This is a genomic window from Mesorhizobium sp. M0500, assembly GCF_040321165.1.
Lineage (GTDB): Bacteria > Pseudomonadota > Alphaproteobacteria > Rhizobiales > Rhizobiaceae > Mesorhizobium.
Map to the genome: position 1 here is coordinate 263,969 of NZ_JAMYRB010000006.1, position 26,683 is coordinate 290,651.

At 62.5% G+C, this 26,683-nt stretch carries 24 protein-coding genes; 15 read left to right on the forward strand and 9 right to left on the reverse strand.

What is annotated here, in order from left to right:
- The first annotated feature begins 19 nt into the window (after positions 1 to 19).
- The 3 genes from NKI70_RS14600 (at position 20) to amaB (ending at position 3,363) form a co-directional block, all read left to right on the forward strand.
- Positions 20 to 394 (forward strand): YciI family protein, encoded by a 375-nt coding sequence (locus tag NKI70_RS14600; protein WP_292663532.1) that lies wholly within the window; start codon positions 20 to 22, stop codon positions 392 to 394.
- Positions 391 to 1,665: an RNA polymerase sigma factor gene (locus tag NKI70_RS14605; protein WP_352568090.1), complete on the forward strand. Its 1,275-nt coding sequence runs from the start codon at positions 391 to 393 to the stop codon at positions 1,663 to 1,665. Before NKI70_RS14600 ends, NKI70_RS14605 begins: the two co-directional genes overlap by 4 nt.
- A 183-nt stretch (positions 1,666 to 1,848) precedes the next feature.
- Complete coding sequence (amaB, locus tag NKI70_RS14610) at positions 1,849 to 3,363, forward strand: L-piperidine-6-carboxylate dehydrogenase (protein ID WP_352568310.1); 1,515 nt, start codon at positions 1,849 to 1,851, stop codon at positions 3,361 to 3,363.
- Between the two features lie 59 nt (positions 3,364 to 3,422).
- Here the strand turns inward: amaB and NKI70_RS14615 are convergent, their stop codons facing one another.
- Entirely contained in the window at positions 3,423 to 4,286 is an 864-nt protein-coding gene (locus NKI70_RS14615) for a hypothetical protein (RefSeq protein ID WP_352697672.1), read from the reverse strand.
- A gap of 708 nt (positions 4,287 to 4,994) precedes the next feature.
- Between NKI70_RS14615 and NKI70_RS14620 the strand changes: the two genes are divergently transcribed.
- Both NKI70_RS14620 and NKI70_RS14625 read left to right on the forward strand, forming a co-directional pair.
- The gene (locus tag NKI70_RS14620; protein WP_352586627.1) at positions 4,995 to 5,807 is read left to right on the forward strand and encodes a nucleotidyltransferase family protein; all 813 of its coding nucleotides are present in this window, start codon (positions 4,995 to 4,997) and stop codon (positions 5,805 to 5,807) included.
- Positions 5,800 to 6,552: a metallophosphoesterase family protein gene (locus NKI70_RS14625; protein ID WP_023675466.1), complete on the forward strand. Its 753-nt coding sequence runs from the start codon at positions 5,800 to 5,802 to the stop codon at positions 6,550 to 6,552. The genes NKI70_RS14620 and NKI70_RS14625 overlap by 8 nt, the downstream gene beginning before the upstream one ends.
- A gap of 4 nt (positions 6,553 to 6,556) precedes the next feature.
- Here NKI70_RS14625 and NKI70_RS14630 read toward each other — a convergent pair whose 3' ends face one another.
- Genes NKI70_RS14630 through NKI70_RS14640 form a run of 3 tightly spaced genes read right to left on the reverse strand, consistent with a single transcriptional unit; the run spans position 6,557 to position 9,570 of the window.
- Positions 6,557 to 6,724, reverse strand: coding sequence for a hypothetical protein (locus tag NKI70_RS14630; RefSeq protein WP_352448160.1), 168 nt, complete (start codon positions 6,722 to 6,724; stop codon positions 6,557 to 6,559).
- Between the two features lie 60 nt (positions 6,725 to 6,784).
- Complete coding sequence (locus NKI70_RS14635) at positions 6,785 to 8,398, reverse strand: DHA2 family efflux MFS transporter permease subunit (protein ID WP_352697458.1); 1,614 nt, start codon at positions 8,396 to 8,398, stop codon at positions 6,785 to 6,787.
- Positions 8,395 to 9,570, reverse strand: coding sequence for an HlyD family secretion protein (locus tag NKI70_RS14640; protein ID WP_352697460.1), 1,176 nt, complete (start codon positions 9,568 to 9,570; stop codon positions 8,395 to 8,397). The genes NKI70_RS14635 and NKI70_RS14640 overlap by 4 nt, the downstream gene beginning before the upstream one ends.
- Positions 9,571 to 9,838: 268 nt before the next feature.
- On the opposite strand from NKI70_RS14640, the gene NKI70_RS14645 reads away from it, so the two are divergent.
- Positions 9,839 to 10,270 (forward strand): hypothetical protein, encoded by a 432-nt coding sequence (locus NKI70_RS14645; protein ID WP_023675469.1) that lies wholly within the window; start codon positions 9,839 to 9,841, stop codon positions 10,268 to 10,270.
- Positions 10,271 to 10,556: 286 nt separating this feature from the next.
- On the opposite strand, the gene NKI70_RS14650 is transcribed toward NKI70_RS14645, so the two are convergent.
- The 3 genes from NKI70_RS14650 to NKI70_RS14660 all read right to left on the reverse strand — a co-directional run bounded on the left by NKI70_RS14650 (position 10,557) and on the right by NKI70_RS14660 (position 13,061).
- A complete protein-coding gene (locus NKI70_RS14650; RefSeq protein WP_352615389.1) occupies positions 10,557 to 11,747 on the reverse strand; it encodes an NADH-quinone oxidoreductase subunit D in 1,191 nt (396 codons plus the stop codon).
- A gap of 66 nt (positions 11,748 to 11,813) precedes the next feature.
- The gene (locus tag NKI70_RS14655) at positions 11,814 to 12,239 is read right to left on the reverse strand and encodes a hypothetical protein (protein WP_023675471.1); all 426 of its coding nucleotides are present in this window, start codon (positions 12,237 to 12,239) and stop codon (positions 11,814 to 11,816) included.
- A 147-nt stretch (positions 12,240 to 12,386) separates the two neighbouring features.
- Complete coding sequence (locus NKI70_RS14660; RefSeq protein WP_352577760.1) at positions 12,387 to 13,061, reverse strand: DUF2161 domain-containing phosphodiesterase; 675 nt, start codon at positions 13,059 to 13,061, stop codon at positions 12,387 to 12,389.
- Positions 13,062 to 13,402: 341 nt separating this feature from the next.
- On the opposite strand from NKI70_RS14660, the gene NKI70_RS14665 reads away from it, so the two are divergent.
- The 7 genes from NKI70_RS14665 to apnL all read left to right on the forward strand — a co-directional run bounded on the left by NKI70_RS14665 (position 13,403) and on the right by apnL (position 21,743).
- On the forward strand, positions 13,403 to 14,230 hold the full coding sequence (locus tag NKI70_RS14665; RefSeq protein WP_352568083.1) for a phosphogluconate dehydrogenase C-terminal domain-containing protein: 828 nt from the start codon (positions 13,403 to 13,405) through the stop codon (positions 14,228 to 14,230).
- Between the two features lie 263 nt (positions 14,231 to 14,493).
- Positions 14,494 to 15,435, forward strand: a complete 942-nt coding sequence (locus NKI70_RS14670; RefSeq protein WP_023675475.1) for a D-ribose ABC transporter substrate-binding protein — start codon at positions 14,494 to 14,496, stop codon at positions 15,433 to 15,435.
- Positions 15,436 to 15,547: 112 nt separating this feature from the next.
- Positions 15,548 to 16,201: a DUF2291 family protein gene (locus NKI70_RS14675; RefSeq protein WP_023675476.1), complete on the forward strand. Its 654-nt coding sequence runs from the start codon at positions 15,548 to 15,550 to the stop codon at positions 16,199 to 16,201.
- The gene (locus tag NKI70_RS14680) at positions 16,198 to 17,742 is read left to right on the forward strand and encodes a sugar ABC transporter ATP-binding protein (protein WP_352697462.1); all 1,545 of its coding nucleotides are present in this window, start codon (positions 16,198 to 16,200) and stop codon (positions 17,740 to 17,742) included. The genes NKI70_RS14675 and NKI70_RS14680 overlap by 4 nt, the downstream gene beginning before the upstream one ends.
- Positions 17,739 to 18,803 (forward strand): ABC transporter permease, encoded by a 1,065-nt coding sequence (locus NKI70_RS14685; protein WP_352577757.1) that lies wholly within the window; start codon positions 17,739 to 17,741, stop codon positions 18,801 to 18,803. The genes NKI70_RS14680 and NKI70_RS14685 overlap by 4 nt, the downstream gene beginning before the upstream one ends.
- 1 nt (position 18,804) lies before the next feature.
- Positions 18,805 to 19,839, forward strand: a complete 1,035-nt coding sequence (locus NKI70_RS14690) for a Gfo/Idh/MocA family protein (RefSeq protein WP_352697464.1) — start codon at positions 18,805 to 18,807, stop codon at positions 19,837 to 19,839.
- Entirely contained in the window at positions 19,836 to 21,743 is a 1,908-nt protein-coding gene (gene apnL, locus NKI70_RS14695) for a D-apionate lactonase (RefSeq protein ID WP_352697466.1), read from the forward strand. The genes NKI70_RS14690 and apnL overlap by 4 nt, the downstream gene beginning before the upstream one ends.
- A 77-nt stretch (positions 21,744 to 21,820) precedes the next feature.
- Here apnL and NKI70_RS14700 read toward each other — a convergent pair whose 3' ends face one another.
- Both NKI70_RS14700 and NKI70_RS14705 read right to left on the reverse strand, forming a co-directional pair.
- On the reverse strand, positions 21,821 to 22,765 hold the full coding sequence (locus NKI70_RS14700) for a GlxA family transcriptional regulator (RefSeq protein WP_352697468.1): 945 nt from the start codon (positions 22,763 to 22,765) through the stop codon (positions 21,821 to 21,823).
- 333 nt (positions 22,766 to 23,098) lie between these two features.
- Complete coding sequence (locus NKI70_RS14705) at positions 23,099 to 23,812, reverse strand: transcriptional regulator NanR (protein WP_352577753.1); 714 nt, start codon at positions 23,810 to 23,812, stop codon at positions 23,099 to 23,101.
- Positions 23,813 to 23,994: 182 nt separating this feature from the next.
- On the opposite strand from NKI70_RS14705, the gene oiaX reads away from it, so the two are divergent.
- Entirely contained in the window at positions 23,995 to 25,269 is a 1,275-nt protein-coding gene (gene oiaX / locus NKI70_RS14710; protein WP_352697470.1) for a 3-oxo-isoapionate-4-phosphate decarboxylase OiaX, read from the forward strand.
- 4 nt (positions 25,270 to 25,273) lie between these two features.
- A complete protein-coding gene (locus NKI70_RS14715) occupies positions 25,274 to 26,665 on the forward strand; it encodes a four-carbon acid sugar kinase family protein (protein WP_352697472.1) in 1,392 nt (463 codons plus the stop codon).
- Positions 26,666 to 26,683: the final 18 nt, after the last annotated feature.

A 26,683-nucleotide genomic window follows, 5' to 3' on the forward strand; every position in this document is an offset into this window, starting at 1 on the left:
ATAGAGAAAAGGACGACCCATGCTCTACGCGATCCTCTGCTATGCCTCGGAAGACGTCGTCTGCTCCTGGAGCAAGGAGCAGGACGACGCAGTCATGGAAAAGCTTATCGGTGTGCAGGAAAAATATGCCCAGGCAGGCCGGCTTGGCCCGGTGGCGCGGCTCTTGCCGACGACCGCGGCGACGACGCTGAGGAAGGTCAAGGGCGAATCGATCGTCATCGACGGCCCGTTTGCCGAAACCAAGGAACAGTTCCTCGGCTTCTACACGCTCGAATGCGCCGACCTCGATGAGGCCGTCGACTTCGCGCGCGAGCTTTCCGAAGTCAACCCGAGCGGCGGCTCCTATGAAATCCGGCCGGTCTCGCTCTTCAATCCCGCCAAGGTTTCCGCATGACCGAACTCGCCTGGATCAGCACGGCAATCAGCACCGCTCGCCCGCAGGTGATGGGGGCATTGCTGCGCTACTTCCGCGACCTCGACGCGGCGGAGGAAGCATTCCAGGACGCCTGCCTGAGGGCACTGAACAACTGGCCGAAAAACGGTCCTCCGCGCGATCCGGCAGCTTGGCTGATTTTCGTCGGCCGCAACAGCGGCATCGATGCGGTGCGCAAGCGGGCCAAGCAGGCGCCGCTGCCGGAGGAGGACCAGATCTCCGATCTGGAGGATGCCGAGAGCGACGTCGCCGAGCGGCTGGACGGGGCGCATTACCGCGACGATATTTTGCGGCTGCTGTTTATCTGCTGCCATCCCGACCTGCCGGCCACACAGCAGATCGCGGTGGCGTTACGCATCGTCTCCGGCCTGACGGTCAAGCAGATCGCCCGCGCCTTCCTCGTCGGTGAAAGCGCCATGGAGCAGCGTATCACGCGCGCCAAGGCGCGTATCGCCGACGCCGGGGTGCCGTTCGAGACGCCGGGAGCGGTCGAGCGCTCCGAACGGCTCGCCGCCGTCGCCGCCATGGTCTACTTGATCTTCAACGAAGGCTATTCCAGCAACAGCGGCGAGGCTTCGGCGCGTGCGCCGCTTTGCGAAGAGGCGATCCGGCTGGCCCGGCTGCTGCTCAGGCTATTCCAGACCGAGCCGGAGATCATGGGGCTGACGGCGCTGTTGCTGCTGCAGCATGCACGCTCGCCGGCTCGCTTCGACGAGAACGGCGAGATCGTGCTGCTCGAAGACCAGGACCGCAGCCTGTGGAGCCGCAAGATGATCGATGAAGGCCTGGCGCTGGTCGACAAGGCGTTGCGCCATCGCAAGCCCGGTCCCTACCAGGTGCAAGCGGCGATCGCCGCACTGCATGCGCGGGCGGAAAAGCCCGAGGACACGGACTGGAACGAGATCGACCTGCTCTACGGGCTGCTCGAGCAGATGCAGCCGTCGCCGGTGGTGACGCTCAACCGCGCCGTCGCGGTCTCCAAGGTGCGTGGACCGGAAGCCGCACTCGCCATGATCGAGCCGCTGGAGGGAAGGCTTTCCGGCTATTTCCATTTCTTCGGCCTCAAGGGCGGACTGCTGATGCAGCTTGGCCGCGGCGAGGAGGCGCGTGTCGCTTTCGACCGCGCCATCGCGCTCGCCAATACGGCCGCCGAGGCAGCGCATATCCGCATGCATATCGACCGGCTGATGAAAGAAAGCGCCGTGCGGGAAACCGCCAAGACGGCACACTGATTCGCTCTATCTGGCTGGTTCAACAGTCGGACGCCGGCTTGGACCATGCCGGGGTGGCGATTTTTCCCTGAAACGCGTAATGCCACGCCATGACAGCGCCTGGTGTGCCGACCGGCAGGGAGCGGGTATGGCGCAAGGCTTGGACCGACGCCATATGAGCGACGGGATCTGAAAGGGATGAAAATGACGATTGCGAAGGAAACGGCCGGGCTTCTGGCGAAACTGGGCGTTGCCGAGCGCGCGCTTACGGGCGGCGATCTTATCGTGCGCAGCCCGGTGACCGGCGAGCAGATCGCCGCGCTGAAGACCATCTCGCCGGCCGATGCGGCAACGACCATCGACAATGCCCACAAGGCTTTCCTGGCGTGGCGGCAGGTACCAGCTCCCAAGCGTGGCGAGCTGGTACGGCTGCTCGGCGAGGAATTGCGCACACACAAGGCCGAGCTTGGCCGGTTGGTATCGATCGAAGTCGGCAAGATCCCATCCGAAGGTCTTGGCGAAGTGCAGGAGATGATCGACATCTGCGATTTCGCCGTCGGTCTTTCCCGGCAATTGTACGGCCTGACCATCGCCACCGAGCGTCCCGGCCATCGCATGATGGAGACCTGGCATCCGCTCGGTGTCGTCGGCGTCATTTCCGCCTTCAATTTCCCGGTCGCGGTGTGGTCGTGGAACGCAGCACTTGCGCTGGTCTGCGGCGACGCGGTGGTGTGGAAGCCGTCGGAGAAGACGCCGCTGACGGCGCTCGCCTGCGAAGCGATTTTTGCACGCGCGGTAAAGCGTTTCGGTGCTGACGCGCCGCAGGGACTGGCGCCCGTGCTGATCGGCGATCGCGCCGTCGGCGAGATCCTGGTCGATCATCCCAGGGTGCCGCTGGTCTCGGCCACCGGCTCGACGCGCATGGGCAGGGATGTCGGCCCACGGCTGGCGAAGCGCTTTGCCCGTGCGGTGCTGGAGCTCGGCGGCAACAATGCCGGCATCGTCTGCCCGACGGCCGATCTGGACATGGCGCTCCGCGCTATCGCCTTCGGCGCCATGGGCACGGCCGGCCAGCGCTGCACGACGCTCAGGCGCCTGTTCGTGCATGAGAGCGTCTATGACCAGCTCGTTCCGCGCCTGAAGAAGGCTTATGAGAGCGTCTCGGTCGGCAATCCGCTGGAGACAAGCGCTCTGGTTGGCCCTCTGATCGACAAGGCTGCCTACGAGAATATGCAGAAGGCGCTGGAGGAGGCGGCTTCGCATGGCGGTAAGATAACCGGCGGAATGCGGGTCGAGAACGGTCACCCCGACGCCTACTATGTGCGTCCGGCGCTGGTCGAAATGCCGCGGCAGGTTTCGCCGGTGACGGAGGAAACCTTCGCGCCCATCCTCTATGTGATGAAATATTCGGACTTCGACACCGTGCTAGAAGAACACAATGCGGTGGGAGCGGGGCTGTCATCCTCGATCTTTACCCGCGACCTGCAGGAATCCGAGCGCTTTCTTAGCGTCGACGGATCGGACTGCGGCATCGCCAACGTCAATATAGGCACGTCAGGGGCCGAGATCGGCGGTGCCTTCGGTGGCGAGAAGGAGACCGGCGGCGGCCGCGAGTCGGGGTCCGATGCCTGGAAGGCCTATATGCGGCGCGCCACCAATACGGTGAATTATTCCAAGGCGCTGCCGCTTGCGCAGGGCGTGTCGTTCGACATCGATTGAAATGCCAGACCTCCGTCGCGGCGGCGCCAAGGCTGCCACGAGGGCGGTCGGCTCGCGGTTCAGCTGGTTTCGGAAGTTACAACACAGTTGTCGAAGGCTGCATCGATGATGGCGAGCTTGACCGCCTGGGCGGTCATGTATTCCTGATAGAACTCGCTCGACACCCACATGACCGAGTGACCGCGCTGGCCCAACCAGCCGATGCTGCCGAGTTCCTCGGCATCGCGCAATTTGCGTGACAGGTGAGTGCGGGAAAGCTTGAGCCAGTTCGCGAAATCCCCGATTGAGACGACACCGGTCGGGATTCGGTCCAGGTCGGCATAATCGGGATCGACGCCGGACATCAGCCAATCCATGACGATGCCGCCATTGTCGAGCCAGGTGAACAAGGAAAAAGTCTGTTTTGGCTGCCGCACGGCATGCGACGAAAGCAGGCCGTCGGCCACCAGCGGCTGCAGTTTGGCGAGCACATCCGGTTGTACGACGAATGCAGCCAGTCGAGATCCACCGTCCAGGCTGTCCAGCGTTTTGAGATGAGCCATGACCCAGCCGGCAACCGTCTCCAGAGTGCCCGCGGTCGGCTGAAACGGGCGGATGCGCCCATATTTAATCGGCAGATGCCGGATGAAACCGTAATGCAGCATCTCCTTCAGGAAGGCATCGGCGGTGTTGCGGCTGGCCACCGAATGCCGGCAGATGTCGTCCATGAACCGTGCGGACGTAAGTCCCTTGCGATGATCGTCCGGCTCTCGATTGAAATACAAGCCAAGGCCGATATGGGCCATCAGCCAACGCTGTTGCGTGGCGAATACGGAAGCCAGCCGCGGGTTCGCTTCATAGGTCTGGAGAAGCGTCCGCGACTGAGCCTGGACATGGCGACGCAGTGCCGGATGGCTGGCAATGTCTTCAGAAACCAGCGCCATCCCCGCCGAGCCCAACCAAATTTGCAACTGGAAAATGCCGATCACAATTTCAGCCTTCGCGGGTCGTGTCCAGAGCCGGCGCATTAGGATACGAGCTGAATCCCGCCGGCTAGTGGGCTGAATTCCGCGACTTGATCGCCGAGGCCACTGATTTCGCTGCAGAGGGCTAGCCCGCTCGAACCCACCAACGATGACTTCGCCTGTCCAGCCCGTGCTCCCGCCGATGGCGACGCGGAACCAACACAAGCTTTGCTCGTTGAAGAACGCTGATTGGACTGAGACAGTGAGGGACTACAAAATGGAGAATGGCCTTTTCGCCACGCCGCCTGCAGCTTTCCGGCAAACAGAGTCGGTCTGGCCACGGGCGCTCAAGTGGCTGTTGCGCCGAGTGCGCAGCGCCTCCGACAGTTCGGGAACCATGTTGAAGCCAATCCTTTCCGAACCCGAGGACGATAGCGGGCCCACTCCGCCTCGACGTGCTTGAGGCTGACCGCGCTGCGATCTTGACGTCAAAAATGACCGCTCACATATCATTTTAGGGCCGCGCCGCAGCCGACAACCATGACCGCTTCGAAGGCCTGCCACGGCGGCATGTCCGCCTGATGCAGCAGGCGAGAGCGGCAGTGCCGCGTAACGGCGGGAACCATCGGGCATGCTTGGCTATTAGATACAGGCGGCTGCTGGTCTGCCGGGCCAGGAGCCATTGCCATGATCATTAATCCCCCACCGGAAAGCGCCATCCCGGCATCCGTTCCGTCGGTCGACCCAAAAGCCGCCCCGACGCTTCGCAATGCCGAAGCGGAGGTCTTTTATATCGAAGCGATCCGCGAACTTGTCGCGACCGGCATCCCCTTTCTCGTCGCCGGCACCTATGCCGTAAGCGCCTATACCGGGATCATCCGTCAGACCAAGGATCTCGACATTTTCTGCAAGGCCGGCGACTGCCCGCGCATCCTCGCCCATTTTAAGCAGATCGGCTACGCCGTCGTGGTCGAGGACGACCGGTGGCTCGGCAAAGTGTTCAAGGGCACCCATTTTTTCGACGTCATTTTCGCCTCGATGAACGGCACAATGCCTGTCGACGACCAGTGGCTGGAGCACGCCCGTCAGGGCGAATTGCTGGGCAGCCAGGTGCGGATCATCGGGCCCACCGAGCTTATCTGGTCCAAAAGTTTCATCCAGGACCGCGGTCGCCACGATGGTGCCGACGTCGCGCACACCATCCTCAAGGCCCACGACCAGATCGACTGGCAAAGGCTGCTTTCCTACATGGAAGTTCATTGGGAAGTTCTGCTGATGCATCTCTTGAACTTCCGATGGATCTATCCGACGGAGCGGGGCCGCGTGCCCGCCTGGCTGCTCGACGAGCTGCTTGACCGGCTGGCCAAGCAGCGCGAATTGCCACCTTCCCGGATGAAAATCTGCCGTGGGCGCATGCTTTCACGAACTGACTATGAGATCGACGTCAACGACTGGGGTTTTGCCGACGTCGGCGGTGAAGGAGAACATAGCAATGGCTGACGAGCTCGAAACCGCTTCGCCGAAGGCGGAAAACGGCAGCGCACTCAAAGTCGCCGCCATTGGCGATCTGCATGTCGGCAAGGAGGACCAGGCCTCGTACCGCGATCTTTTCGGCGAGATGTCGCGTGCAGCCCAGGTTCTCGTGCTGACCGGCGACCTTACCAACCTCGGCAAGCCTCGGGAGGCCGAAATCCTTGCCGAGGAACTGCGTGCCTGCACGATCCCGGTCGTCGCCGTACTTGGCAACCACGACTATGAGTCAGGCGCCGTCGAGCAGGTCACCGACATTCTGCGCCAGGCGGGCGTTCACCTGCTCGACGGCGAGGCGACGGAGATTCACGAGGTCGGGTTCGTCGGGGTCAAGGGTTTCGTTGGCGGTTTTGGATCGCGCATGCTCGGCTCCTTCGGCGAACCGGCGATCAAGTCAATGGTGGCGGAAAGCGTGAACGAAGCGATGCGGCTTGAAAACGCAATGCGGCAGGTCCGCGCCAAACGCACGCTTGTCGTTCTGCACTACGCGCCTGTCGTCGAGACGGTCGAAGGCGAGCCGCTGGAGATCTTCCCGTTTCTCGGTTCGTCACGCCTGGCCGAGACAATAGACCGGTTCCAGGTCAGCGCGGTGGTGCATGGCCATGCGCATCGCGGCGCCTACGAGGGCCGCACACCGGGCGGGGCGTCGGTCTATAACGTTGCCATGCATGTCGCCAAGCCGACCGGCCGCCCCTACGCTGTGCTCGAAATCTGATAGGCTAGATGTTGAACGCCCGCTTCGGCGGAATATCGTTTTCATCCGGATTGGGAATGGGGTCCTCGTCGGGGAGCCTGTCGGGGTCCGGCTCACGCACGGGCTTGGGATCGGGGATGGGAGGCGGCGGCACCGGGGTCGGCATTGGCTCGGGTGTGGGAATAGTGGCCATCGTGATCATCTCCTCTTGGCGCAGAACAACGCAATGGGTCAGCTGGTTCCCGCCTTCTGGTCAGCCCATCTCCGGATTCGCCTGTCTGCTGCCCGACTTGCTTGATCGCAGCAGCAGAGCAAGCGGAACGAGCAGGGCGGTTGCCACCGCGCAGTAGCGGAAGACATCGACATAGGCGAGCAGCGTGGCCTGGCGGGCGATCAACTGGCCAAGCCAGCCGATCGCCTGCTGCTTCGCCTCGACCATCGGCGAACCCTGGGCGACGAAATGCTCGGTCGCCTGCCGAAGCGCCTGCTGATAGGCGGGCGACGACTGCACGGTGTGGCCGACCAGATTCGATTGATGGATCTGGGAGCTTTGCGCAATGACGGTGTTGGACAGCGAGACGCCGATGCTGCCGCCGATATTGCGCGCAACGTTGATCAGCGCCGATGCCTGGTTGGTCTTCTGCGGGGGCAGGCCGACATAGGCCGCGGTCGAGATGGGAATGAACAGGAACGGCAGTCCGACCATCAGGAAAACACGGGCAAAGGCAAAGAAGCGGAAGCTGGCGTCCGGGGTGAGCGAGGTCATATGCCAAAGGGCCACTGCGACCACCGACATGCCCATCATGATCAGGTATTTGGGCTGCACGATGGTGCCTACAAATCCGGATACCGGCATCAAGATCAGCATGGCGATGCCGCCCGGCATCATCGAAAGGCCCGAGAGCGTCGCGGTGTAGGCAAATGTCGTCTGCTGCAGCTGCGGCACGATCTGGGTGGTGCTGAACAGGATAGCACCGACCGCCATCATGACCAGGAAGGCCGTGCCGAATTGGCGCGTGAACAATAGACGCATGTCGACGACCGGATCGCTGCGACTGAGTTCCCATGGGATAAGCAGCAGGAACGCGATCGCGGAAATCACTGCGAAAGTGGTGATGAAATCCGAGGCGAACCAATCGTAGCGCTGGCCCCGGTCGAGAAAAATCTCCAGGCACCCCAAGGCAATCGCCACCAGGACGAACCCGACCCCGTCGATCTTCAGGCCGCCCTTCAGTCGTTCCTTGCGTTCGCGTTCGAGTACGTCCGGCTCGACCAACAGCCATTGCACCAGGGCCAGCGACAGGATGCCGAACGGCACGTTGATAAAGAAGATCCAGTGCCAGGAGAAATGGTCCGTCAGCCAGCCGCCGATCGTCGGCCCGACCGTCGGTGCGACGATGACGGCAATGCCGTAAAGCGCGAAGGCCTGCGAGCGCTTTTCAGGCGGAAAGGTGTCGGCAAGGATCGATTGCTCGCTTGGCGCCATGCCGCCGCCGCCGAGGCCCTGAAGGACCCTGAACAGGATGAGCAGTTCCAGGTTGGGCGCCAGTCCGCACAGCAGCGACGCGACGGTGAAGGTCGCAACGCAGAGCATGTAGTAGCGCTTTCGGCCGATGACGCTTGCCAGCCAGCCGCTGACCGGAATGATCACCGAGTTGGCAACGAGATAGGTGGTGATCACCCAGGTGCTTTCATCCATTCCGGCCGCCAGGCTGCCGGCGATGTTGCGCAGGGCGACATTGGCGATCGAGGTGTCCAGCACCAGCATGAAAGTGGCGATGGAGACGACGACGGCGATGAGCCACGGATTGTGTGTCCCGGCGGCGGATCGGCTTTCGCCCTGATTTCTGGCGGTTTCGCCGTTCATCGCACCTTGACCGTCGGCACCACCGACAGGCCTGGCCCGAGAAGCACATCCGGCGGCTTGTCGAAGACGATCTTGACCGGCACGCGCTGCACCACCTTGACGTAATTGCCGGTGGCATTTTCGGCCGGCAGGAGGCTGAAGGCGGTGCCGCTGCCGGCCTGGATGCTGTCGACGCGGCCATGAAAGGACTTGTCCGGGTAGGCGTCGATGTCGATGTCGACCGGCTGTCCCTGCCGCATCAGATCGAGCTGCGTCTCCTTGAAATTGGCCTTCACCCAGACCTCGTCGGGAACGAACATCATCAATACCTGGCCGGGTTGGGCGTAGGTGCCCTTAGCGGCGGAAATGCTCGTTGCGCGCCCGGCTGCGGGTGCTGTGATAGTCGTGCGCGACAGCGTCATGCGGGCTTGCTCCTGGCTGGCCTTTGCCTGCTCGAGCTGCGCCTCGGCGCTCCTGGCCTGTGCCTGCAAGACCGAAACCTGGCTTTTTGCGGAGGCGACATTGGCCTCGGCGCTGTCCAGCGCGGCCTGGTCCTGACGCAACGTCGATGCCGCCTGCTGCGCCTGCTGCTGCGTTGCTGTGCCCCTGGCCAGGAGTTCGCGATTGCGTTGATCCTCGGCCTTGGCGAAATCCAGCGCTGCCTTGGCCTGTGCAACCTGCCTCTGGGCAGCGTTCACCTTTGCCTTTTGAGCCTCGATCTGGGCGGCGACATTGACGATTTCGGCCTCGGCCGCGGCGACACCGGCATCGGCCTGCTTCAGGTTTGCCTGATAGTCGCTGTCGTCGATACGCAGGAGGACATCGCCCGCCTGTACATGCTGATTGTCGGTAACCGCCAGCTCGGTAATGCGGCCGGCTATTTGCGCACCGATCGTCACTGTGCGCGCATCTATGAAGGCGTCGTCGGTCGATTCGTACTGGCGAGCGTTCAGCCACCAGATCGCGATGCCTGCCGCGACGAGCAACAGCGCAAGCGCGATGGCTGCGGCCGCATAGGGATGGCGCCTGGGAAAGCCGAGCAGACCGGCCTTTCGTTGCGAGGCATTCCCGTCGAGCTTCTCCTGCCGGGGCTCTGCCGATCGCTCACGAGATTCTCGAACCGGGGCCGGTTGCTCCCGGGTTTCATTTACAGGCTCGACGTCTTGCTCGACGCGTTGAGGCTTCGTGTCCAACGGAATTGCTTTCAAGACTGATATTGCAGCCGCCGAAGCGGACGCAAAGCCAAACGGCAAGCTTCCGCAAAAGTTCCTGTCCGGAAACGGGTTCGGTTAACGGGTCGACATCGAACACAGGCGGGGGCGCGTCGGAATTCGAGCGCCGCTTCACCGGGCAGGTGATCCGTACGCCTCATGTTACGGCGGTCCGGCCTTGTCAGCGCTCCATGGCGCGATAATTGCTCATGTAGGCGTGGGCGAATTCACCTGTCGACAGGAGCCGACCATGAAACATCAAACACTCGACCAACTGCAGGCCGTCGCGGAAGTTGAGTCCTTCGCGGCGTACCCGGCGATGACTCGAACCCAGCGGATTGAACGTTGGGCGGAACTTCTCGAACAAAACCCGACCCGATGCCTTGGGGCGCTTCCAGGCACCGAATATATGAACAGGGAAGCGCGTGACAGATCGCGTGGCGCTGGGACGCCGCTCACTGTCGCCTTCGAGGATCCGGTTCTGCGTGCCATGGGCCTCAGCGATGATACCTATGGTGAGGCAAAGCGCTTCTTCGAACTGAGCGACCGGCAGTTGCATCAAATCGTCTGCCATTGCCATGTCGGCGCTACGATGCAAGCGAGATGGGCCGCTGCCAGGGTGCGCGGGATAGTTCGCGGCAACAGATTTGTTGCCTGGATGAAGGGCTTGATCGTGCATTGAGGCGGTACGAGGAACGGCGGAACACGCGTTCTTTCCGCGCCGTGGAGAGCGCTTCCGAACTTGGAAGGGCTCGTGCCCCGTCGGGCCGCGCAGATTGTGAAACTCCTCGACGCTTGGCTGCGCCTTGTCGCGGCCATGCGTCAGTCTTTGATGTGAGAATTTGAGCTGGCCCGCCGCAGGTGAGAGCCTTCGTCTGACCGGCGGTCGTGCGCCGTCCAGGCCTGCCTGCGCGGCTACTAACGACGAATGATCCTGCGATCGGGGAAGATCCTGCGACCTGGCTAAACTAGCGATCGATTTCTCCGAACACGATGTCGAGCGAGCCGATGATCGCGGCAACATCGGCGATCATATGGCCTCGGGACAGGAAATCCATCGCTTGCAGGTGGGCGAAGGAAGGTGCGCGGATCTTGCATCGGTAGGGAACGTTGCCCCCGTCCGACACGAGGTAGACGCCGAATTCACCCTTCGGCGCCTCGACGGCGGCATAGACTTCACCGCTCGGCACGCGAATGCCTTCGGTATAAAGTTTGAAGTGGTGGATCGTCGCTTCCATCGAGCGCTTCATCGTGGCACGCGGCGGCGGCGTGATCTTGCGGTTCGGGATCGCGACCGGCCCCTGACCTTCTGGTGAGCGCAACTTTTCCAGACATTGCCGCATGATCCGGACCGACTGGCGCATTTCCTCCATGCGGACGAGATAGCGGTCGTAGCAGTCGCCATGCTTGCCGACTGGGATATCGAAATCCATCTCCGAATAGCATTCGTATGGCTGCGCCTTGCGCAGGTCCCAGGACGCGCCCGATCCGCGCACCATCACGCCGGAAAAGCCCCAGGCCCAGGCATCGTCGAGGCCGATCACGCCGACATCGACATTGCGCTGCTTGAAAATGCGGTTCTCGGTCAACAGCTCTTCGAGATTGTCGCAGACCTTGAGGAACGGATCGCAGAACTTCCAGATGTCGTCGAGGAGTTCCGGCGGCAGATCCTGATGCACGCCGCCGACCCTGAAATAATTCGCGTGCATGCGGGCGCCGGACGCGCGCTCATAAAAGACCATCAGCTTCTCGCGCTCGGCGAAACCCCAGAGCGGCGGCGTCAGCGCGCCGATGTCCATGGCTTGCGTGGTGACGTTGAGGAGGTGCGATAACAGCCGGCCTATTTCGCAGAAAAGCACGCGGATGAGCTGTCCGCGTTTCGGGACCGATATTTCGAGGAGCTTCTCGGCGGCGAGACAGAATGCATGCTCCTGGTTCATCGGCGCGACGTAGTCGAGCCGGTCGAAATAGGGCAAGGCCTGCAGGTAGTTCTTGTACTCGATGAGCTTTTCGGTGCCGCGATGCAGCAGGCCGATGTGGGGATCGGCGCGTTCCACGATCTCGCCGTCGAGTTCGAGCACCAGCCGCAGGACGCCGTGAGCGGAGGGATGTTGTGGCCCGAAATTGATGGTGAAGTTGCGAACTGCAGCCTCGGCCATGACAGTCCTCCGCGATCGGGCGGCCTTCGTTTCCGTGCCGGAGCCGGCTTGTCCGCTTTCAGCCGCTCACGTCGTCGTCTGGATGATCAGCGTCAGCGTGCCGTCGCCGTCGATATTGGCCGCCACGACCTGCGTGGAATTAAGCCCGTTCGCCGCCAGCGCCGATGCCGCCTGCGGCGATGCGTCGATCGAACTTTGCAGGATGCGCAAATCCTCGGCGCTGGTCTGGGTGACGACGGCCTCCGCCTGTGCCTTGATGTCAGGAGGCAGATCCTCCATCGCCACGATTGTCACTGCGGTGAAATTCTGGGCGGAGAAGGCTTGGTCAGGTGTAGTCTGGTCGGGAGTGGTCCCTTCGGGCGTGGCTTGCTCCGGCAGGGTTTGCGGGGCCGTCGGCGGGACAGGGGCAAGCTCTGGTCCCACGGATTGCGCATAGACCGGCGAGGCAAGGGCCAGTGCCGAAAGTGTGGCAATTGTCGTCGATAGGCGCATGGCCGTTCCTTCCGTTTGCTCAGCGGACGATCAATTCGGTGACGACAAAACCATCGTGTCGAAATATGGTTCCGTGACCGAGGTGATGTCTTGCCGAAAGCCGTGATTGTCGCGGAAAGCAGGGCGCGAAATCCGGCGTTGCCTGTCTCAGGCAGCGGTGTGGCTGCGATCGGGCTGCGGCCAGCGCTGCAACGCCTCACGGCCCTGAGCGGTCAGTTCGTAGATCCCGCGATCGGTGCGCGCGAACCAGCGATACACATTGTGCAGCAGGATCTTAGGCGCGTTCGGCAGGTTGGGCTTCAAGTCACGCGGCCGCTTTGGGCCGTCGGCGAGCGCTGCGGCGCATGCCAGCGCCTGCTGGCGATAAGCGGTCATGATCGGCGCACGCGAGCCGCCGCCGGCGACAGGATCGCCCTGCCGACGCCGATGTTCGTCAATTAGCTTCGAGCGGCGCCGGGGATCGCGACGCGGAGCCAATGCCGTCGGGCTGAGCAGCACCTGAACCTCGCCGTTCGGTCGCACGCCAAGCAGGCCAAAGCCGAGCCGACGGCAGAGATTGCGGTATCTCACATCGCTCTCACGGCCCTTGCCACGGGCCGACATGCATGCCGCTAGCCAGACCTCGTCGCTCGCCGCCATACGGTCGACGCCCTGGAGGATGAGTTCGAGATTGAACTTCAGCTTCAGCTCGCAGATGACGACGATCGGTGGAGAGTCGGCACTCAGCGCCAGCAGATCGCAGCCGCCGATCTCGCCCTTGACCATAAATCCCAGGCCTTCGAGGAAGGCCTTGACCGGGCTGTAGAGTGACGTTTCGAGCATGGGCCTTTGTTCGCTGCGAATCATCCCGCCGATCGGCGGTTCAGCGCGATGATTGCTCCTTGCCGTTGAACAGGAGGTAAACGACGACCGAGCAAGTGGTCAGAGCCGTGCCATGGCCGCTTGCCAATTTGGTATGCTGGTATAATGTGTACCTAAGGTAGCATGCTCCGCGTAGCTGCGCTGTGCTGGACATCCGGGCGCCCGAGACATCGTCCATGGCATCGTCATTTGAGCGGCGGCTCCCCTGCGTTCTCTAATCCGCCAACCGGCGGCAATGTGCACACAAGTCAATGGGATGACGATCGGCAGGGCCGTCGTTTGAATTCAGGAGTAACGGACACATGACAACGATTGCGCTGTTTGGTGCGGGCGGCAAAATGGGTTACCGTCTGTCGACCAATTTTCGCGGATCTCCCTATACGATACGCCATGTCGAGGTCAGCGACGCCGGCCGCGAGCGGCTTAAGTCGGGTCTCGGCATCGATGCCGTCAGCGCCGATGAGGCGCTTGATGGCGCCGATGTGGTGATCCTGGCGGTGCCGGACACGCACATCGGCAAGGTCGCGGCGAGTATCGAGAGCAAGCTTGCATCAGGCACGATGGTCGTCGTGCTCGACGCCGCGGCACCTTTCGCCGGGCATTTGCCGAAGCGGCCGGACCTGACCTATTTCGTCACCCACCCGTGCCATCCGCCGATCTTCAACGACGAGACCGACATGGCGGCGAAGAAGGACTATTTCGGCGGCGTCAAGGCCAAGCAACACATGGTCAGCGCCTTGATGCAGGGACCCGAGGAAGATTTCGCCAAGGGTGAGGCGATCGCCAAGATCATCTGGGCCCCGGTCATGCGCTCGCATCGCGTCACCGTCGATCAGATGGCGCTGCTCGAGCCCGGCCTTTCGGAAACGGTATGCGCTTCGCTGCTCGTCGTCATGAAGGAGGCCGTTGACGAGGTGGTGGCGCGCGGGGTCGACAAGCAGGCGGCGCTCGACTTCCTGCTTGGCCATATGAACGTGCTTGGCGCCGTCATCTTCGGCGAGACCAAAGGCGTGTTCTCCGACGCCTGCAACAAGGCGATAGAGTTCGGCAAGCCGGTGCTGATGCGAGACGACTGGAAGCGGGTGTTCGAGCCGGAGGAGATTGCCGCGAGCATTCAGCGCATCACTTGAGGGCAGCGACGCGTCTTCCGGAACATGTCACCTGAAATTGTCATTGACTCATCATACCAGTTGGCTTAGCTGTTCGATGGATCGGACCGTCAAGCTTCGCAGCAGGATCAGGCGCTGGATGAGTGGAGGATAGGGGGAGCGATCCGTCGAAGTGAAGCCGGCAAGGCTTGTGAATCTGACGCGACCCGCCGCCTACGGCCGGCTAACGAAATCGAATGCATATAGCCTTGGGATAAGGCACGGATTTTCAACGGGAGGAATACATGAAACTGACACGCAGAATGACGCTTGCGGCTTTTGCCGGTATGCTGGCGCTTGGCACCGCCGCACCCGCCTATGCGGCGGATTTGATCGCCATCATCACGCCCTCGCATGACAATCCGTTCTTCAAGGCGGAAGCTGTCGGCGCGGAGGCCAAGGCCAAGGAACTCGGTTACGAGGCGTTGGTGCTCGTCCATGACGACGACGCCAACAAGCAGTCCGAATTGATCGACACGGCGATTGGCCGCGGCGCCAAGGCGATCATCCTCGATAATGCCGGCGCCGACGCCACCGTCGCCGCGGTGCAGAAGGCCAAGGACGCGGGCGTTCCTTCCTTCCTGATCGATCGCGAGATCAATGCCACCGGCGTTGCCGTCGCGCAGATCGTCTCCAACAATTATCAGGGCGCCCAGCTCGGCGCACAGGAATTCGTCAAACTGATGGGCGAGAAGGGTAATTTCGTCGAGCTCGTCGGCAAGGAATCCGACACCAATGCCGGCATCCGCTCCAAGGGTTACCACGACGTCATCGACGACTATCCGGACCTGAAGATGGTGGCGCAGCAGTCGGCCAATTGGAGCCAGACCGAGGCCTATTCAAAGATGGAATCGATCCTCCAGGCCAATCCCGATATCAAGGGCGTGATCTCCGGCAACGACACGATGGCGATGGGCGCTTATGCGGCACTTGCCGCTGCCGGCCGCAAGGACGTCATCGTCGTCGGCTTCGACGGGTCGAACGACGTGCGCGACTCGATCACCTCCGGCGGCATCAAGGCGACAGTCCTGCAGCCGGCCTTCGCGCAGGCGCAGATGGCGGTCGAGCAGGCCAACGACTTCATCAAAAACAAGAAGTCTCCCGCCGAAGAAAAGCAATTGATGGACTGCGTCCTGGTCAATGGCGACAATGCCGCCAAGCTGGAGACGTTCGCGCTCACCAACTGAGCCGGTGCAACATCAGCAGCAAGGGACGAGCCTCCGGTTCGTCCCTTGCTTCCATTTCGCCCTTTCTTCCATTTCTTTGGGTGCTCCTGACTGCCATGCCGAACGAGCCGACATGTTCAACACGCTGACCCGGCCGATCTTTGTCGCGTTGTTCCTCGCAGCAATAGGCAGCCTGACCGCCTGCAAGATCCTGCCGACGCCGTCAGCGGAAAACGGCGGCACTGGCTCCGCGTTCAATCCCGACAAGATGGTCGAGGACATCTGGGCGGCGAAAGTCATACCCTATCTGCAGCAGAAGGCCGGGCCGTTTCCCGAGGTTCATGCCTTGGCAAAGACCGATCCCGCCGCTGCCGGCGCCAAATACGGCAATCCGAAAAAGCAGGCGAATTCGCCATGGACCTTCGCGGTTCGGCTCGAGGGCAAGGTCGTGGCAGCCAACACACAGTCACGCGCGGCGACGATGGACATCGATGCCGACGGCGACGGCAAGGCGGACGCGCGGGTGCAGATCGGACCCGCCATGCGCGGAACCGCGCTGCGCGACAGCCTCGACTTCATCCAGTTCAACGATTTCACCAACCAGATCGACTTCGCCCAGTTCGGCAAGGCTTTCAACGCCTATGCCGACAAGACCGTGCTTTCCAAGCTGCCGCGCGAGGCACTCGAGGGCCGCAGCGTCGAGGTACTTGGCGCCTATACGCCGGGCAGTGGCCAGGACCTGCCGCTGGTAACGCCGGCGGAGGCAAAGATCGGGCCGAAGCCATGACCGGCGATCAAGATGTCATCCTGAAGCTGGAGGACGTCTCGAAAGTCTATTCCGGCACCGTCGCGGTCAAGCGGGCGAATTTCGAGGTGCGCAAAGGCGCGGTCAACGTGCTGGTCGGCGAAAACGGAGCCGGCAAATCGACGCTGATGAAGATCATCGCCGGCGTCGAGCAACCGACGCTCGGGCGCATCTTGCTGGACGGCGAGGAGGTTTCATTCTCGTCTTCCGGTGATGCCGTGAGCCGCGGCATCGGCATGGTTTTCCAGGAGCTGAATCTGTTCGGCAATCTGACTGTCGCCGAAAATATTTTCGCCACCCGCGAGATCACCAACCGCTTCCGCAAGATCGACCGCAAGGAGCAGGAGCGCCGCGCGGCGGAGTTCCTTGAACGCCTGGAAGCCGGCATCCGGCCCGACATGCTGGTCGAGGATCTGCGCATCGGCCAGCAGCAGCTGGTCGAGATCGCCAAGGCGGTTTCGCTCGATGCGCGCATCCTGATCATGGATGAACCGACCTCGGCGCTCAGCGCGGCGGAAGTCGAGATCCTGTTCAAGGTGATTGCCGACCTCAAGGCACGCGGCGTGGCAATCGTCTACATCTCGCACCGGCTCGAGGAACTGATCCGCATCGGCGACACCATCACGGTGCTGCGCGACGGGCGCATCACCGGCCAGGCGGAGATGAAAGACGTCGACACCCGGTGGATCGTGCGGCAGATGATCGGCTCGGACGCCAAGGACTTCGCCAAGGCCGACGGCCATGTGCCGGGCGAGGAAATATTCCGCGCCGAGGACATCTGCCTGCCGCGCGTCACCGGCGGGCTTGCGGTCGATCACGTCTCGCTGTCGCTGCGCGCCGGCGAAATTCTTGGCATCTATGGCCTGATGGGCGCCGGACGCAGCGAGCTGTTCGACTGCGTCATGGGCCGCCACGGCCATTCGACGGGCACGATATTCATTGCCGGCAAAAAAGTGCACGAGCGCGACACGACGCGGCGCATCCGGCGCGGCCTGGCGCTGATCCCCGAAGACCGCCAGCGCGAAGGGCTGGTGTCGATCCTCTCCGTCGCCAGCAATCTGACGCTGGCCAGCCTGTCGCGGTTCGTGCGCCTGTTCCACATTCGCGGTGCCGCCGAAAGACAGGCGGTGGCCCGGACGGTGCGCGAACTGGCGATCAAGGTCGCCGATCCGGCGCAGGAAGTCTCGTCGCTGTCAGGCGGCAACCAGCAGAAGGTGGTGATCGGCAAGGCGCTGCTCACCGGCCCGAAGGTGCTGTTGATGGACGAGCCCAGCCGCGGCATCGACGTCGGCGCCAAGGCCGACGTGTTCCGCACCATGCGCAAGCTGTCGCGCGACGGCCTGGGGATTCTGTTTGCCACCTCCGATCTCGACGAAGTGATGGCGTTGTCCGACCGCATCGCGGTGATGAGCAATGGAAAATTGACCGGCATGTTCGACCGCGCCGAGGCGACGGAGGCCGCACTCGTCGCTGCCTCGGCCTTCGGCCACGGACCGGTCCCGCACGGAGAGCAAGGCGCATGACTGACATCCCAGCCAAGGCGGCGGTCAACTCCATGTCGGGCGGCTCGGTCCTGCTGACGCTGATGAAGGCGAGGACGTTCATCGCGCTGATCGCCGTGCTGTTATTCTTCTCGATAGCCGCCCCCAATTTCCTATCGGCCGCCAATCTTATCCTGATGTCGAAGCACGTGGCGCTGAACGCATTCCTCGCAATGGGCATGACCTTCGTCATCATCACCGGCGGCATCGACCTGTCGGTCGGCTCGATCGTCGGCCTGTGCGGCATGGTGGCCGGCTACCTCGTGCTCAACGGCATCGACCTGCAGGTCGGCTACACCATCTATTTCAACGTCTTCGAGATCGCGCTGATCACGCTTGCCGTCGGCATATTGATCGGCGCCGTCAACGGCTTGCTGATCACCAGGCTTAACGTTGCGCCTTTCATTGCCACGCTCGGCGTGCTCTATGTCGCGCGCGGCCTGGCGCTGCTGTCGTCGGACGGCCGTACTTTCCCCAATCTCGTCGGCAAGCCCGAGCTCGGCACCACAGGGTTCGGCTACCTCGGCGCCGGCCGGCTGCTCGGCCTGCCGGTCGCGCTCTGGATTCTGCTCGTCGTTGCGCTAGGGGCGGCCTATCTCGCCAAATACACCCCGCTCGGCCGCCACATCTTTGCGGTCGGCGGCAACGAACGGGCGGCGCGGATTTCGGGCGTCCGCGTCAACATGGTGAAGATGTTCGTCTACATGTTCTCCGGCTTCTGCGCGGCGATCGTCGGGCTGATCATCTCGTCCGAGCTGATGGCGTCGCATCCGGCGACCGGCGAGAGCTTCGAGCTGAACGCCATTGCCGCGGCGGTGCTCGGCGGCACCTCGATGTCGGGCGGACGCGGTACCATCGGCGGTACCATTGTCGGCGCCTTCGTAATCGGCATCCTTTCGGACGGGCTGGTGATGATGGGAGTGAGCTCGTTCTGGCAGATGGTGATCAAGGGCCTCGTCATCATCGTCGCCGTCGTCGTCGACCAGGCACAGCGCCGGCTGCAGAGCCGTGTCACGCTGATGCAGATGGCAAAGGCCGGCTGACATGGCGGAACTGCGTGGAGCGCTGATCGGCTGCGGCTTCTTTGCCGTCAACCAGTTGCATGCCTGGCGCGACATAGAGGGCGCCTCGATCGCCGCCATCTGCGACCGTGATCCGGACCGGCTGCGGATCGTCGGCGACCAGTTCGGGGTCGCGCGGCGCTATACCGACGCGGCGGCGCTGTTTGCCGGCGAAAGGCTGGATTTCGTCGACATCGCCACCACCGCACCAAGCCACAGAATGCTCGTGGAGATGGCGGCGCAGCACGGCGTTCCGGCAATCTGCCAAAAACCGTTTGCGCCGACGCTTGCCGACGCCAAAGCGATGGTAAAGGCCTGTGCTGACGCCGGCGTGCCGCTGATGGTGCATGAGAATTTTCGCTGGCAGTCGCCGATCCAGGCGGTGCGTACCGTGCTCGACAGCGGCGAAATCGGCACCCCCTTTTTCGGACGGATCTCGTTCCGCTCTGCCTATGACGTGTTTTCCGGCCAGCCCTATCTGGCGACCGGAAAGCGCTTCATTATCGAGGATCTCGGCATCCATATCCTCGACATCGCCCGCTTTCTGCTGGGCGACGTCTCGACGGTCACTGCGCGAACGGCGCGCATCAATCCCGGCATTGCCGGCGAGGACGTTGCGACGATGCTGATGGACCACACGAGCGGCGCCACTTCCGTGGTCGACTGCAGCTACGCGAGCAAGCTCGCTACCGAGCCGTTTCCGGAGACGCTGATCGAGATCGACGGCAGCGACGGCACGATCCGGCTGGCGCAGGGCTACCGGCTCACCGTCACCGGCAGGAGCGGGACAGCCGTGAGCGACGTCTCGCCACCGCTGCTGGCCTGGGCATCACGGCCGTGGCACAACATCCAGGAAAGCGTCGTCGCCATTCAAAAGCACTGGGTCGATTGCCTGACCAACGGAACCGAGCCCGCGACCTCGGGCGCGGACAACCTCAAGACATTAGCGCTGGTCGAGGCAGCCTATGCCGGCGCCGCAAGCCAGGAGCCGGTGCAACTCGACGCCTTGCTGAAATGACAGCCGACGCCTTCCTCCTCTACGGCACACGTGCCGTTGAAGCCGAACCGGTCAGGCTGCGCGCCGGCGCGCTGACGGCGGACTTCGTCAACGGCAATCTGCGCAGCATCCGCCACGGCGACACCGAAGTTCTGCGTGCCATCGCCTACATCGTCAGGGATCGCGACTGGGGCACCTACGAGCCGACGCTCACCGATTTAATCATCGACCAGGGCGATGACGCTTTCTTCGTCAGCTATTCGGCAGGTTGTTTCGGACCAGAGGGAAGCCGGCTCGGCTTCCGTGCGACCATCAAGGGCTCCGCCGACGGCCAGTTGGTCTTCGACGTGAGCACTCTTCCCGACAGCGATTTCGAAACCAATCGCTGTGGCTTCTGCATCCTGCATCCGATTGCCGGCCTGTCCGGCCGCCCGGTCACGGTCGAGCATACCGACGGCAGCGTGGTCGCGACGCGGCTTCCAGAGCTGATCGATCCCTGGCAACCTTTCAAGGATTTGCGCGCCATCACTCATGAAGTCCGGCCCGACGTCACCGCCGAATGCCGGATGGAAGGCGACACTTTCGAGATGGAGGACCAGCGCAACTGGTCGGATGCCTCCTACAAGACCTATGTCCGGCCGCTGGCGCTGCCATGGCCATACGTGCTGCCGGCCGGCGAGACCTTCCGCCAAACCATCAGCTTGCGGGTAGCGGGTCGCGGGAAAGTGCCGGCCGCCGCGGCAAGCGCCGAACCGATTCATGTTAGGCTCGGCCAAGCCGGACCGGTGCTGCCGGGCATCGGCGTGATCATCTACCCGGATGAGGTCGAGGCGGCGCTGGACAAGCTATCGGTGCTGTCCGAGCTTGGTCCGCAGCAATTGATGTTCCACTATGACCCGACGCGCGGCCACGAGCTCGATGCCTTGCGATCCTACGCCCGGCTCGCCGCCGCCTATCCGGTCCGGACAACGCTCGAATGCGTCATTGCCGGCGACGGCGATCTCGACGCCGAGCTTTCAGGCGTCGCCGACATGGTGCGCCAGGCCGGGCTCAAGCTTTCGGCCATTGCCGTCTCGCCCTCGGTCGACCGGCAGTCGACGCCGCCGGGCAGCGCATGGCCGCAATGCCCACCGCTCGAAGACGTCTATGCCGCGGCGCGGCGCGCCTTTCCCGACACCCGCCTCGGCGGCGGCATGTTCAGTTATTTCACCGAACTCAATCGCAAGCGTGTGCCGGCTGACCCGCTCGATTTCGTCACGCATTGCACCTGCCCGATCGTGCACGCCGCCGACGATCTCAGCGTTATGCAATCGCTGGAGGCACTGCCTTTCATCACGGCGTCAGTACGAACGATCTTCGGAACAATACCTTATCGGATCGGGCCGTCGACCATTGCCATGCGCCAGAACCCTTATGGCGGCGCGACCAAGGCCAATCCCGACAATCAGCGCATTGCCATGGCCGACCGCGACCCTCGCCATGCCGGGCTGTTCGGGGCCGCATGGACGATCGGCTATGCCGCACGCGTTGCGCCGGCCGGGCTCGAAATGCTGACGCTCTGCAGCTTCACCGGACCATTCGGCGTACTGGCCTCGTCGGGCGAACCTGTCGAAGAAGGTGCACCCCGGCCGATTTTCCACGCGGTGAAAGGACTTTGCGATCTGGCCGGCCATGCGCATGTGGCGGCGACAACGACCGATGAGACGCGGGTATTGGCACTGGCCGGCCGCTCCCAGACAGGCAAGATCATCGTCTGGCTGGCGAACCTTACCTCGGACGATTTTCCGGTCGATGTTTCCGGGCTCGGCTCCGATCGGGGTCCTCTGAAGATCGGGGATGGACGAACGTCACGCCAGACTCAGCGAGACGCGTCGGGCCGAGACCATCTTGTGATGACACCCTACGCAATCGTCCGGATCGGCTGAAGTCATTTGCCGAGGCTCTTGGATAGCCGCACTTCCGCAGCGGTTGCCCGTAGCGGCAGCACTTCCATGCCGACTTGTCACCGGATCTGCTTTCGAAACTCGCCTGGTGCCATTCCAGTTGTCCTGGAAAAAAGACGGCTGAACGAGGCGACGTCCTGATATCCGACGCGATAGCAAATTTCTGAAACACTCAGTTTCGTTTCCTCAAGCATGGATTTTGCCAACTCCAGCCGCCGTTCCTGGATCCATTTTCCCGGCGTTGTCTGGAGTTCGTCGAAAAATCTGCGAGACAGGGTTCGCGAAGACATGCCCAATTCAGTTGCGAGAAATTTCAGATCGATTTCCGACATCTTGTCTTTCGAGAGCTCGCGCAGCTTGTTCTCGAATGGGCTGGCCTCGTTCGAAATTTCGTCGAGGGAAAATTCGTAGGGACTTTGGAATTTGCGCGGCGGAGGAAGAACCAGAAGTTTTCGAATGATCCGCTCCTCCTTCGAGAAGCCCAGATCGATCAGCAAAGCCCTGGCGAGTTCGAGTCCGGAAAACCCGCCTCCGCATGTGTAAAGGCGGTCCTGGCGAATGAGCAGGCGGGAAGCGTCCCATCGCACTTGCGGAAACCGGCGGCTTGCCTCGGCTTTCAGCCACCAGGATATCGTTGCGCGTTTACCGTCCAATAATCCCGAATTGGCGAGCAGATAACACGCGCCGCAATGTGCTGCGATGATTGCGTCCTGCTGTTGCGCGAGCGCGATCAGCGGTTTTGAATGTTCACTCTCCTCGTCGAGCGAGCGCAGAAGCTCCGGAATCTCGACACCCGACATCGCAATGAGAATCAGGACATCCATTTTCCGGGATGGTTGAGCCTTCGTCGGGAAGAAAATTCCTGTGGTTGATGCCGACGGCGCGCCCCTTGAAACGAACTCACAGGAGAGAACCTGTGAACGGCAGACGTCATTCACAAGCTGAAACATTTCCACGAGCGTCGAGACGACGGCCGAATAGAAATTCGACGGCAGCCAGATCACGACGTGGAGGCTCCTGACAGCCATTGCGGTACCCCCCGGTGTCGTTCTCGTGGATGGCAAGCTTAGCATGGTCTTTGCAAGAATTGCCAATTCCAGAACAAGCGCGGGGCTCCAGCAGGGCCTATGCGGGCCTGCTGACGAAAGCGGGCCGCGGAAATCCATGGCTGGGAAGATGCAAATGCTGAAATCGCTGAATGAAAACACGCGGCAAATACACCGGATTCAGAGGGCAACAGAAAACTGCGTCGGTCCGGGCTCAGGCTGATCTGTGGTCAGCCAGTAGGCCGAGAACAAGGTCCGACCGCGACGCCGGTCGGGACCTGCACTTGATTTTCAGTTGCCGGAATTCATCACGTAGAGCGCGCGCGAGCGTTCGAGGTGCTTGATCATCGCCTTCTCGGCGCCATCCGCATCCTTGGCTTCGATGCGTCCGACGATTTCTTCGTGCTCGGTCAGCGTGAACTTTTCCTTGCCGGTCCAGATCAGCATTTCGGTGTGGTATTCCTTTAGCCAGCCTAGCATTGCCTCGCTGACGGCGACATAGATCGGGTTACCGGATATTGCCGCGATCTGTGTGTGGAATTTCATGTCGGCGGATATGAAGGCTTCCGAGTTGCCACGATGGCTGCGCTGCTCGGCGACCGTTTCCCGCAGCCGCTGCACGTCCTCGGCTGTGGCCTTTTCTGCAGCTTCCTTGACCATGCCGCGCTCGAAGAAGATGCGCGCGTTCTTGAGGTGCTCGAGCGTGTCCTTCGATGACGACAGGATGATCTTGGCTGCGCCGTCGACCTGCTTGATGATCGACTTGGCGGTGAGCTGCAGCACCTTGGCACGCTCACCATGCGAGATCGCGACCAGCCCCATATTGCTCAACGCCTGCATCGCTTCGCGGATCGCCGGCCTGCCGACCTCGAAACGCTCCATCAATTCGCGCTCCGACGGCATGTCGTCACCCGGCAGCAATTCGCCGCCGGTGATCAGGCGCTTCAGTCTCAAGAATACTTCGTCGGAAAGCTTGCGCCGGACGATCGGCTCCGAACGGTTCATCGTCGCGAATCACTCCTTTGACCGGCCTATACCTAGCATTTTCGCCGTGAATTCCGGAACGCCTGTTGCCGGCTCGCCCTTACCGCCAAGCCGGATAGGGCTTGCAATGGTTATGTACTCATTATACCAGATTTGGAGGGCCAAGGAACCTTTTTCGAACCACCCCGGCAGGCCGCGCGAATATGATTGTTCTTACCTATCGCATCGAAACGCCCGGCAATATCGAGGCGCTGGCGGCCAAGATCGCAAGCGACCAGTCGACCGGAACCTTCGTCGCGCTGGCCGGCGAGACCGAAGAGCTCAAGGCCAGGGTCGCAGCGCGAGTCCTGGCGATACGGCATCTGCCGGACGCGGACCGGCCGTCCCTTCCCGAAACCGGTTCCGGAGCAAGCCCCGAAGCACGCAACGGCCCGGTCAAGCGCGCCGACATCGATATCGCCTTTCCGCTGGACGCCATCGGCACCGACCTGTCGGCGCTGATGACCATCGCCATCGGCGGCACCTTTTCGATCAAGGGCCTGTCCGGCATCCGTGTCGTCGACATGAAGCTACCCGAGGAGTACCGGGGCGCGCATCCGGGCCCGCAATTCGGCGTCACGGGCAGCCGCAGGCTGACCGGTGTCGCGGATCGTCCGATCATCGGGACCATCGTCAAGCCGGCGCTGGGACTCCGCCCGTACGAGACGGCCGCAATGGTGCAAGAGCTGATTGCCGCCGGCGTCGACTTCATCAAGGACGACGAGAAGCTGATGAGCCCGGCCTATTCACCGCTGTCGGAGCGAGTGAGGGCAATCATGCCGCTGATCCTCGACCACGAGCAGAAGAGCGGTAAGAAGGTCATGTATGCCTTCGGCATTTCACATGCCGATCCCGACGAGATGATGCGAAACCACGATCTGGTGGCAAAGGCCGGCGGCAATTGCGCGGTGGTCAACATCAATTCGATCGGCTTTGGTGGCATGGCTTACCTCCGAAAGCGCTCCAGCCTGGTGCTCCATGCCCACCGCAATGGCTGGGACATTCTCACCCGCCATCCCGGCCTCGGCATGGATTTCAAGGTCTGGCAGCAGTTCTGGCGGTTGCTCGGCGTCGACCAGTTCCAGATCAACGGCATCGCCTCGAAATACTGGGAACCCGACTGGTCCTTCGTCGAATCCTTCAAGGCGGTGACCACGCCGATCTTTTCGCCGGCCGATTGCGCATTGCCGGTCGCCAGCTCCGGCCAGTGGGGCGGGCAGGCGCCTGAAACCTTCCAGCGAACCGGCCGGACGGTCGATCTTCTCTATCTCTGCGGCGGTGGCATCGTCAGCCACCCGGACGGGCCGGGCGCCGGCGTGCGCGCCGTGCAGCAGGCCTGGCAGGCGGCGGTCCAAGACATTCCGTTGGCGGATTATGCCTTGAGCCATGTCGAGCTGGCGCGGTCGATCGAGAAGTTCGGCGGCGGCGAGGCGGCCTGACGTCATGCAAAACCTGCTTCTGAGTTACTATGGCGATGACCTGACCGGCTCGACCGACGTTATGGAGGCGCTCGAGCTCGGCGGCGTGCCGACCGTCCTGTTCATGCGCCAGCCGGACGAGGCGCTGCTTTCGCAATTTGCGCATTGCCGCGCCCTCGGGCTGGCCGGCACCAGCCGCAGCGAGACGCCGCAGTGGATGGACACGCATCTGCGAGATGCCTTCGCCTGGCTGAAGACCGTCAACGCCGAGATCTGCCACTACAAGGTCTGCTCGACCTTCGATTCCAGCCCGGCAATCGGCAGCATCGGCCGGGCGATCGAAATCGGCCGCTCGGTTTTCCGGCAAGACGGCGTGCCGCTGGTGGTCGGCGCGCCGCAGCTGAAGCGCTACACCGCCTTCGGTCATCTGTTCGCGGCCTATCGCGAAAAATATTTCCGCATCGACCGCCATCCCGTGATGAGCCGCCATCCGACCACGCCGATGGACGAATCCGACCTGCTGATCCATCTGTCGCGCCAGACCAGCCTCGCCTCGGGCCTGGTCGACCTGGCGACGCTGCAGTCTGCGTCGCGGTCGAAAGCATTCGACCGGCTTGTGGAGAATGGCTCAGGTATCGTGCTTGTCGATGTCGATAGCCTGGAAACCCAGGCACTTGCCGGCAAGGAGATTTGGCGCGCTCGCAAGCCGGGCGGTTATTTCGTCGTCGGCTCTTCAGGCATCGAATATGCCTTGCTGGTCGAATGGGCATCGAACCGGATCGTGGATACCAAATCCGCCTTTTCGCCGCCGGGCGCTGCCGACAGGATCGCCGTGGTCTCGGGGAGCTGCTCGCCGACGACGGAACGACAGATCCGTCATGCTCTGGCCGACGGCTTCGACGGGATCGAGCTCGACCCGGTCGAACTGGTTTCTGAGGCTTCGAACGACGCGATTGCGCGGGCGGTGGCAACCGGCCGCTCCAGCCTACGGGCCGGGCGCAGCGTCATCCTCTACACCGCGCTCGGGCCTGCGGCCGACCGCGGTGCAGAAATCGATCTCCGGGAAGGCGCCCGCCATAAGCTCGGCCACGGCCTTGGCGAGGTTCTCCGCGAACTGACGCTTCAAGAGAAGCTACTGCGCGTGGTCATCGCCGGCGGCGACACGTCGAGCCATGCACTTGGCCAGATGGGCGTCGACGCGCTGACGGTGCGAATGCCGCTGCCGGCATCGCCGGGCTCGCCACTTTGTGTGGCGCATTCAAGCATTAAGGCGATCGATGGGCTGGAAATTGCCCTCAAGGGCGGGCAGGTCGGAACCGACCGCTATTTCTCCACTATTCGCGATGGGGTCGGGTCGGCGGTTGAGAGCGGGGAATATCAGGTCAAATCGGTGATGCTCGATCGGGATCGAGGATAGTCACTAGCCGGCAAACCA

Coding starts and splice junctions, on each gene's coding strand:
- NKI70_RS14600 (WP_292663532.1), top strand. CDS start 20: ATGCTCTACGCGATCCTCTGCTATGCCTCGGAAGACGTCGTCTGCTCC.
- NKI70_RS14605 (WP_352568090.1), top strand. CDS start 391: ATGACCGAACTCGCCTGGATCAGCACGGCAATCAGCACCGCTCGCCCG.
- amaB (WP_352568310.1), top strand. CDS start 1,849: ATGACGATTGCGAAGGAAACGGCCGGGCTTCTGGCGAAACTGGGCGTT.
- NKI70_RS14615 (WP_352697672.1), bottom strand. CDS start 4,286: ATGGCGCTGGTTTCTGAAGACATTGCCAGCCATCCGGCACTGCGTCGC.
- NKI70_RS14620 (WP_352586627.1), top strand. CDS start 4,995: ATGATCATTAATCCCCCACCGGAAAGCGCCATCCCGGCATCCGTTCCG.
- NKI70_RS14625 (WP_023675466.1), top strand. CDS start 5,800: ATGGCTGACGAGCTCGAAACCGCTTCGCCGAAGGCGGAAAACGGCAGC.
- NKI70_RS14630 (WP_352448160.1), bottom strand. CDS start 6,724: ATGGCCACTATTCCCACACCCGAGCCAATGCCGACCCCGGTGCCGCCG.
- NKI70_RS14635 (WP_352697458.1), bottom strand. CDS start 8,398: ATGAACGGCGAAACCGCCAGAAATCAGGGCGAAAGCCGATCCGCCGCC.
- NKI70_RS14645 (WP_023675469.1), top strand. CDS start 9,839: ATGAAACATCAAACACTCGACCAACTGCAGGCCGTCGCGGAAGTTGAG.
- NKI70_RS14650 (WP_352615389.1), bottom strand. CDS start 11,747: ATGGCCGAGGCTGCAGTTCGCAACTTCACCATCAATTTCGGGCCACAA.
- NKI70_RS14655 (WP_023675471.1), bottom strand. CDS start 12,239: ATGCGCCTATCGACGACAATTGCCACACTTTCGGCACTGGCCCTTGCC.
- NKI70_RS14660 (WP_352577760.1), bottom strand. CDS start 13,061: ATGCTCGAAACGTCACTCTACAGCCCGGTCAAGGCCTTCCTCGAAGGC.
- NKI70_RS14665 (WP_352568083.1), top strand. CDS start 13,403: ATGACAACGATTGCGCTGTTTGGTGCGGGCGGCAAAATGGGTTACCGT.
- NKI70_RS14670 (WP_023675475.1), top strand. CDS start 14,494: ATGAAACTGACACGCAGAATGACGCTTGCGGCTTTTGCCGGTATGCTG.
- NKI70_RS14675 (WP_023675476.1), top strand. CDS start 15,548: ATGTTCAACACGCTGACCCGGCCGATCTTTGTCGCGTTGTTCCTCGCA.
- NKI70_RS14680 (WP_352697462.1), top strand. CDS start 16,198: ATGACCGGCGATCAAGATGTCATCCTGAAGCTGGAGGACGTCTCGAAA.
- NKI70_RS14685 (WP_352577757.1), top strand. CDS start 17,739: ATGACTGACATCCCAGCCAAGGCGGCGGTCAACTCCATGTCGGGCGGC.
- NKI70_RS14690 (WP_352697464.1), top strand. CDS start 18,805: ATGGCGGAACTGCGTGGAGCGCTGATCGGCTGCGGCTTCTTTGCCGTC.
- apnL (WP_352697466.1), top strand. CDS start 19,836: ATGACAGCCGACGCCTTCCTCCTCTACGGCACACGTGCCGTTGAAGCC.
- NKI70_RS14705 (WP_352577753.1), bottom strand. CDS start 23,812: ATGAACCGTTCGGAGCCGATCGTCCGGCGCAAGCTTTCCGACGAAGTA.
- oiaX (WP_352697470.1), top strand. CDS start 23,995: ATGATTGTTCTTACCTATCGCATCGAAACGCCCGGCAATATCGAGGCG.
- NKI70_RS14715 (WP_352697472.1), top strand. CDS start 25,274: ATGCAAAACCTGCTTCTGAGTTACTATGGCGATGACCTGACCGGCTCG.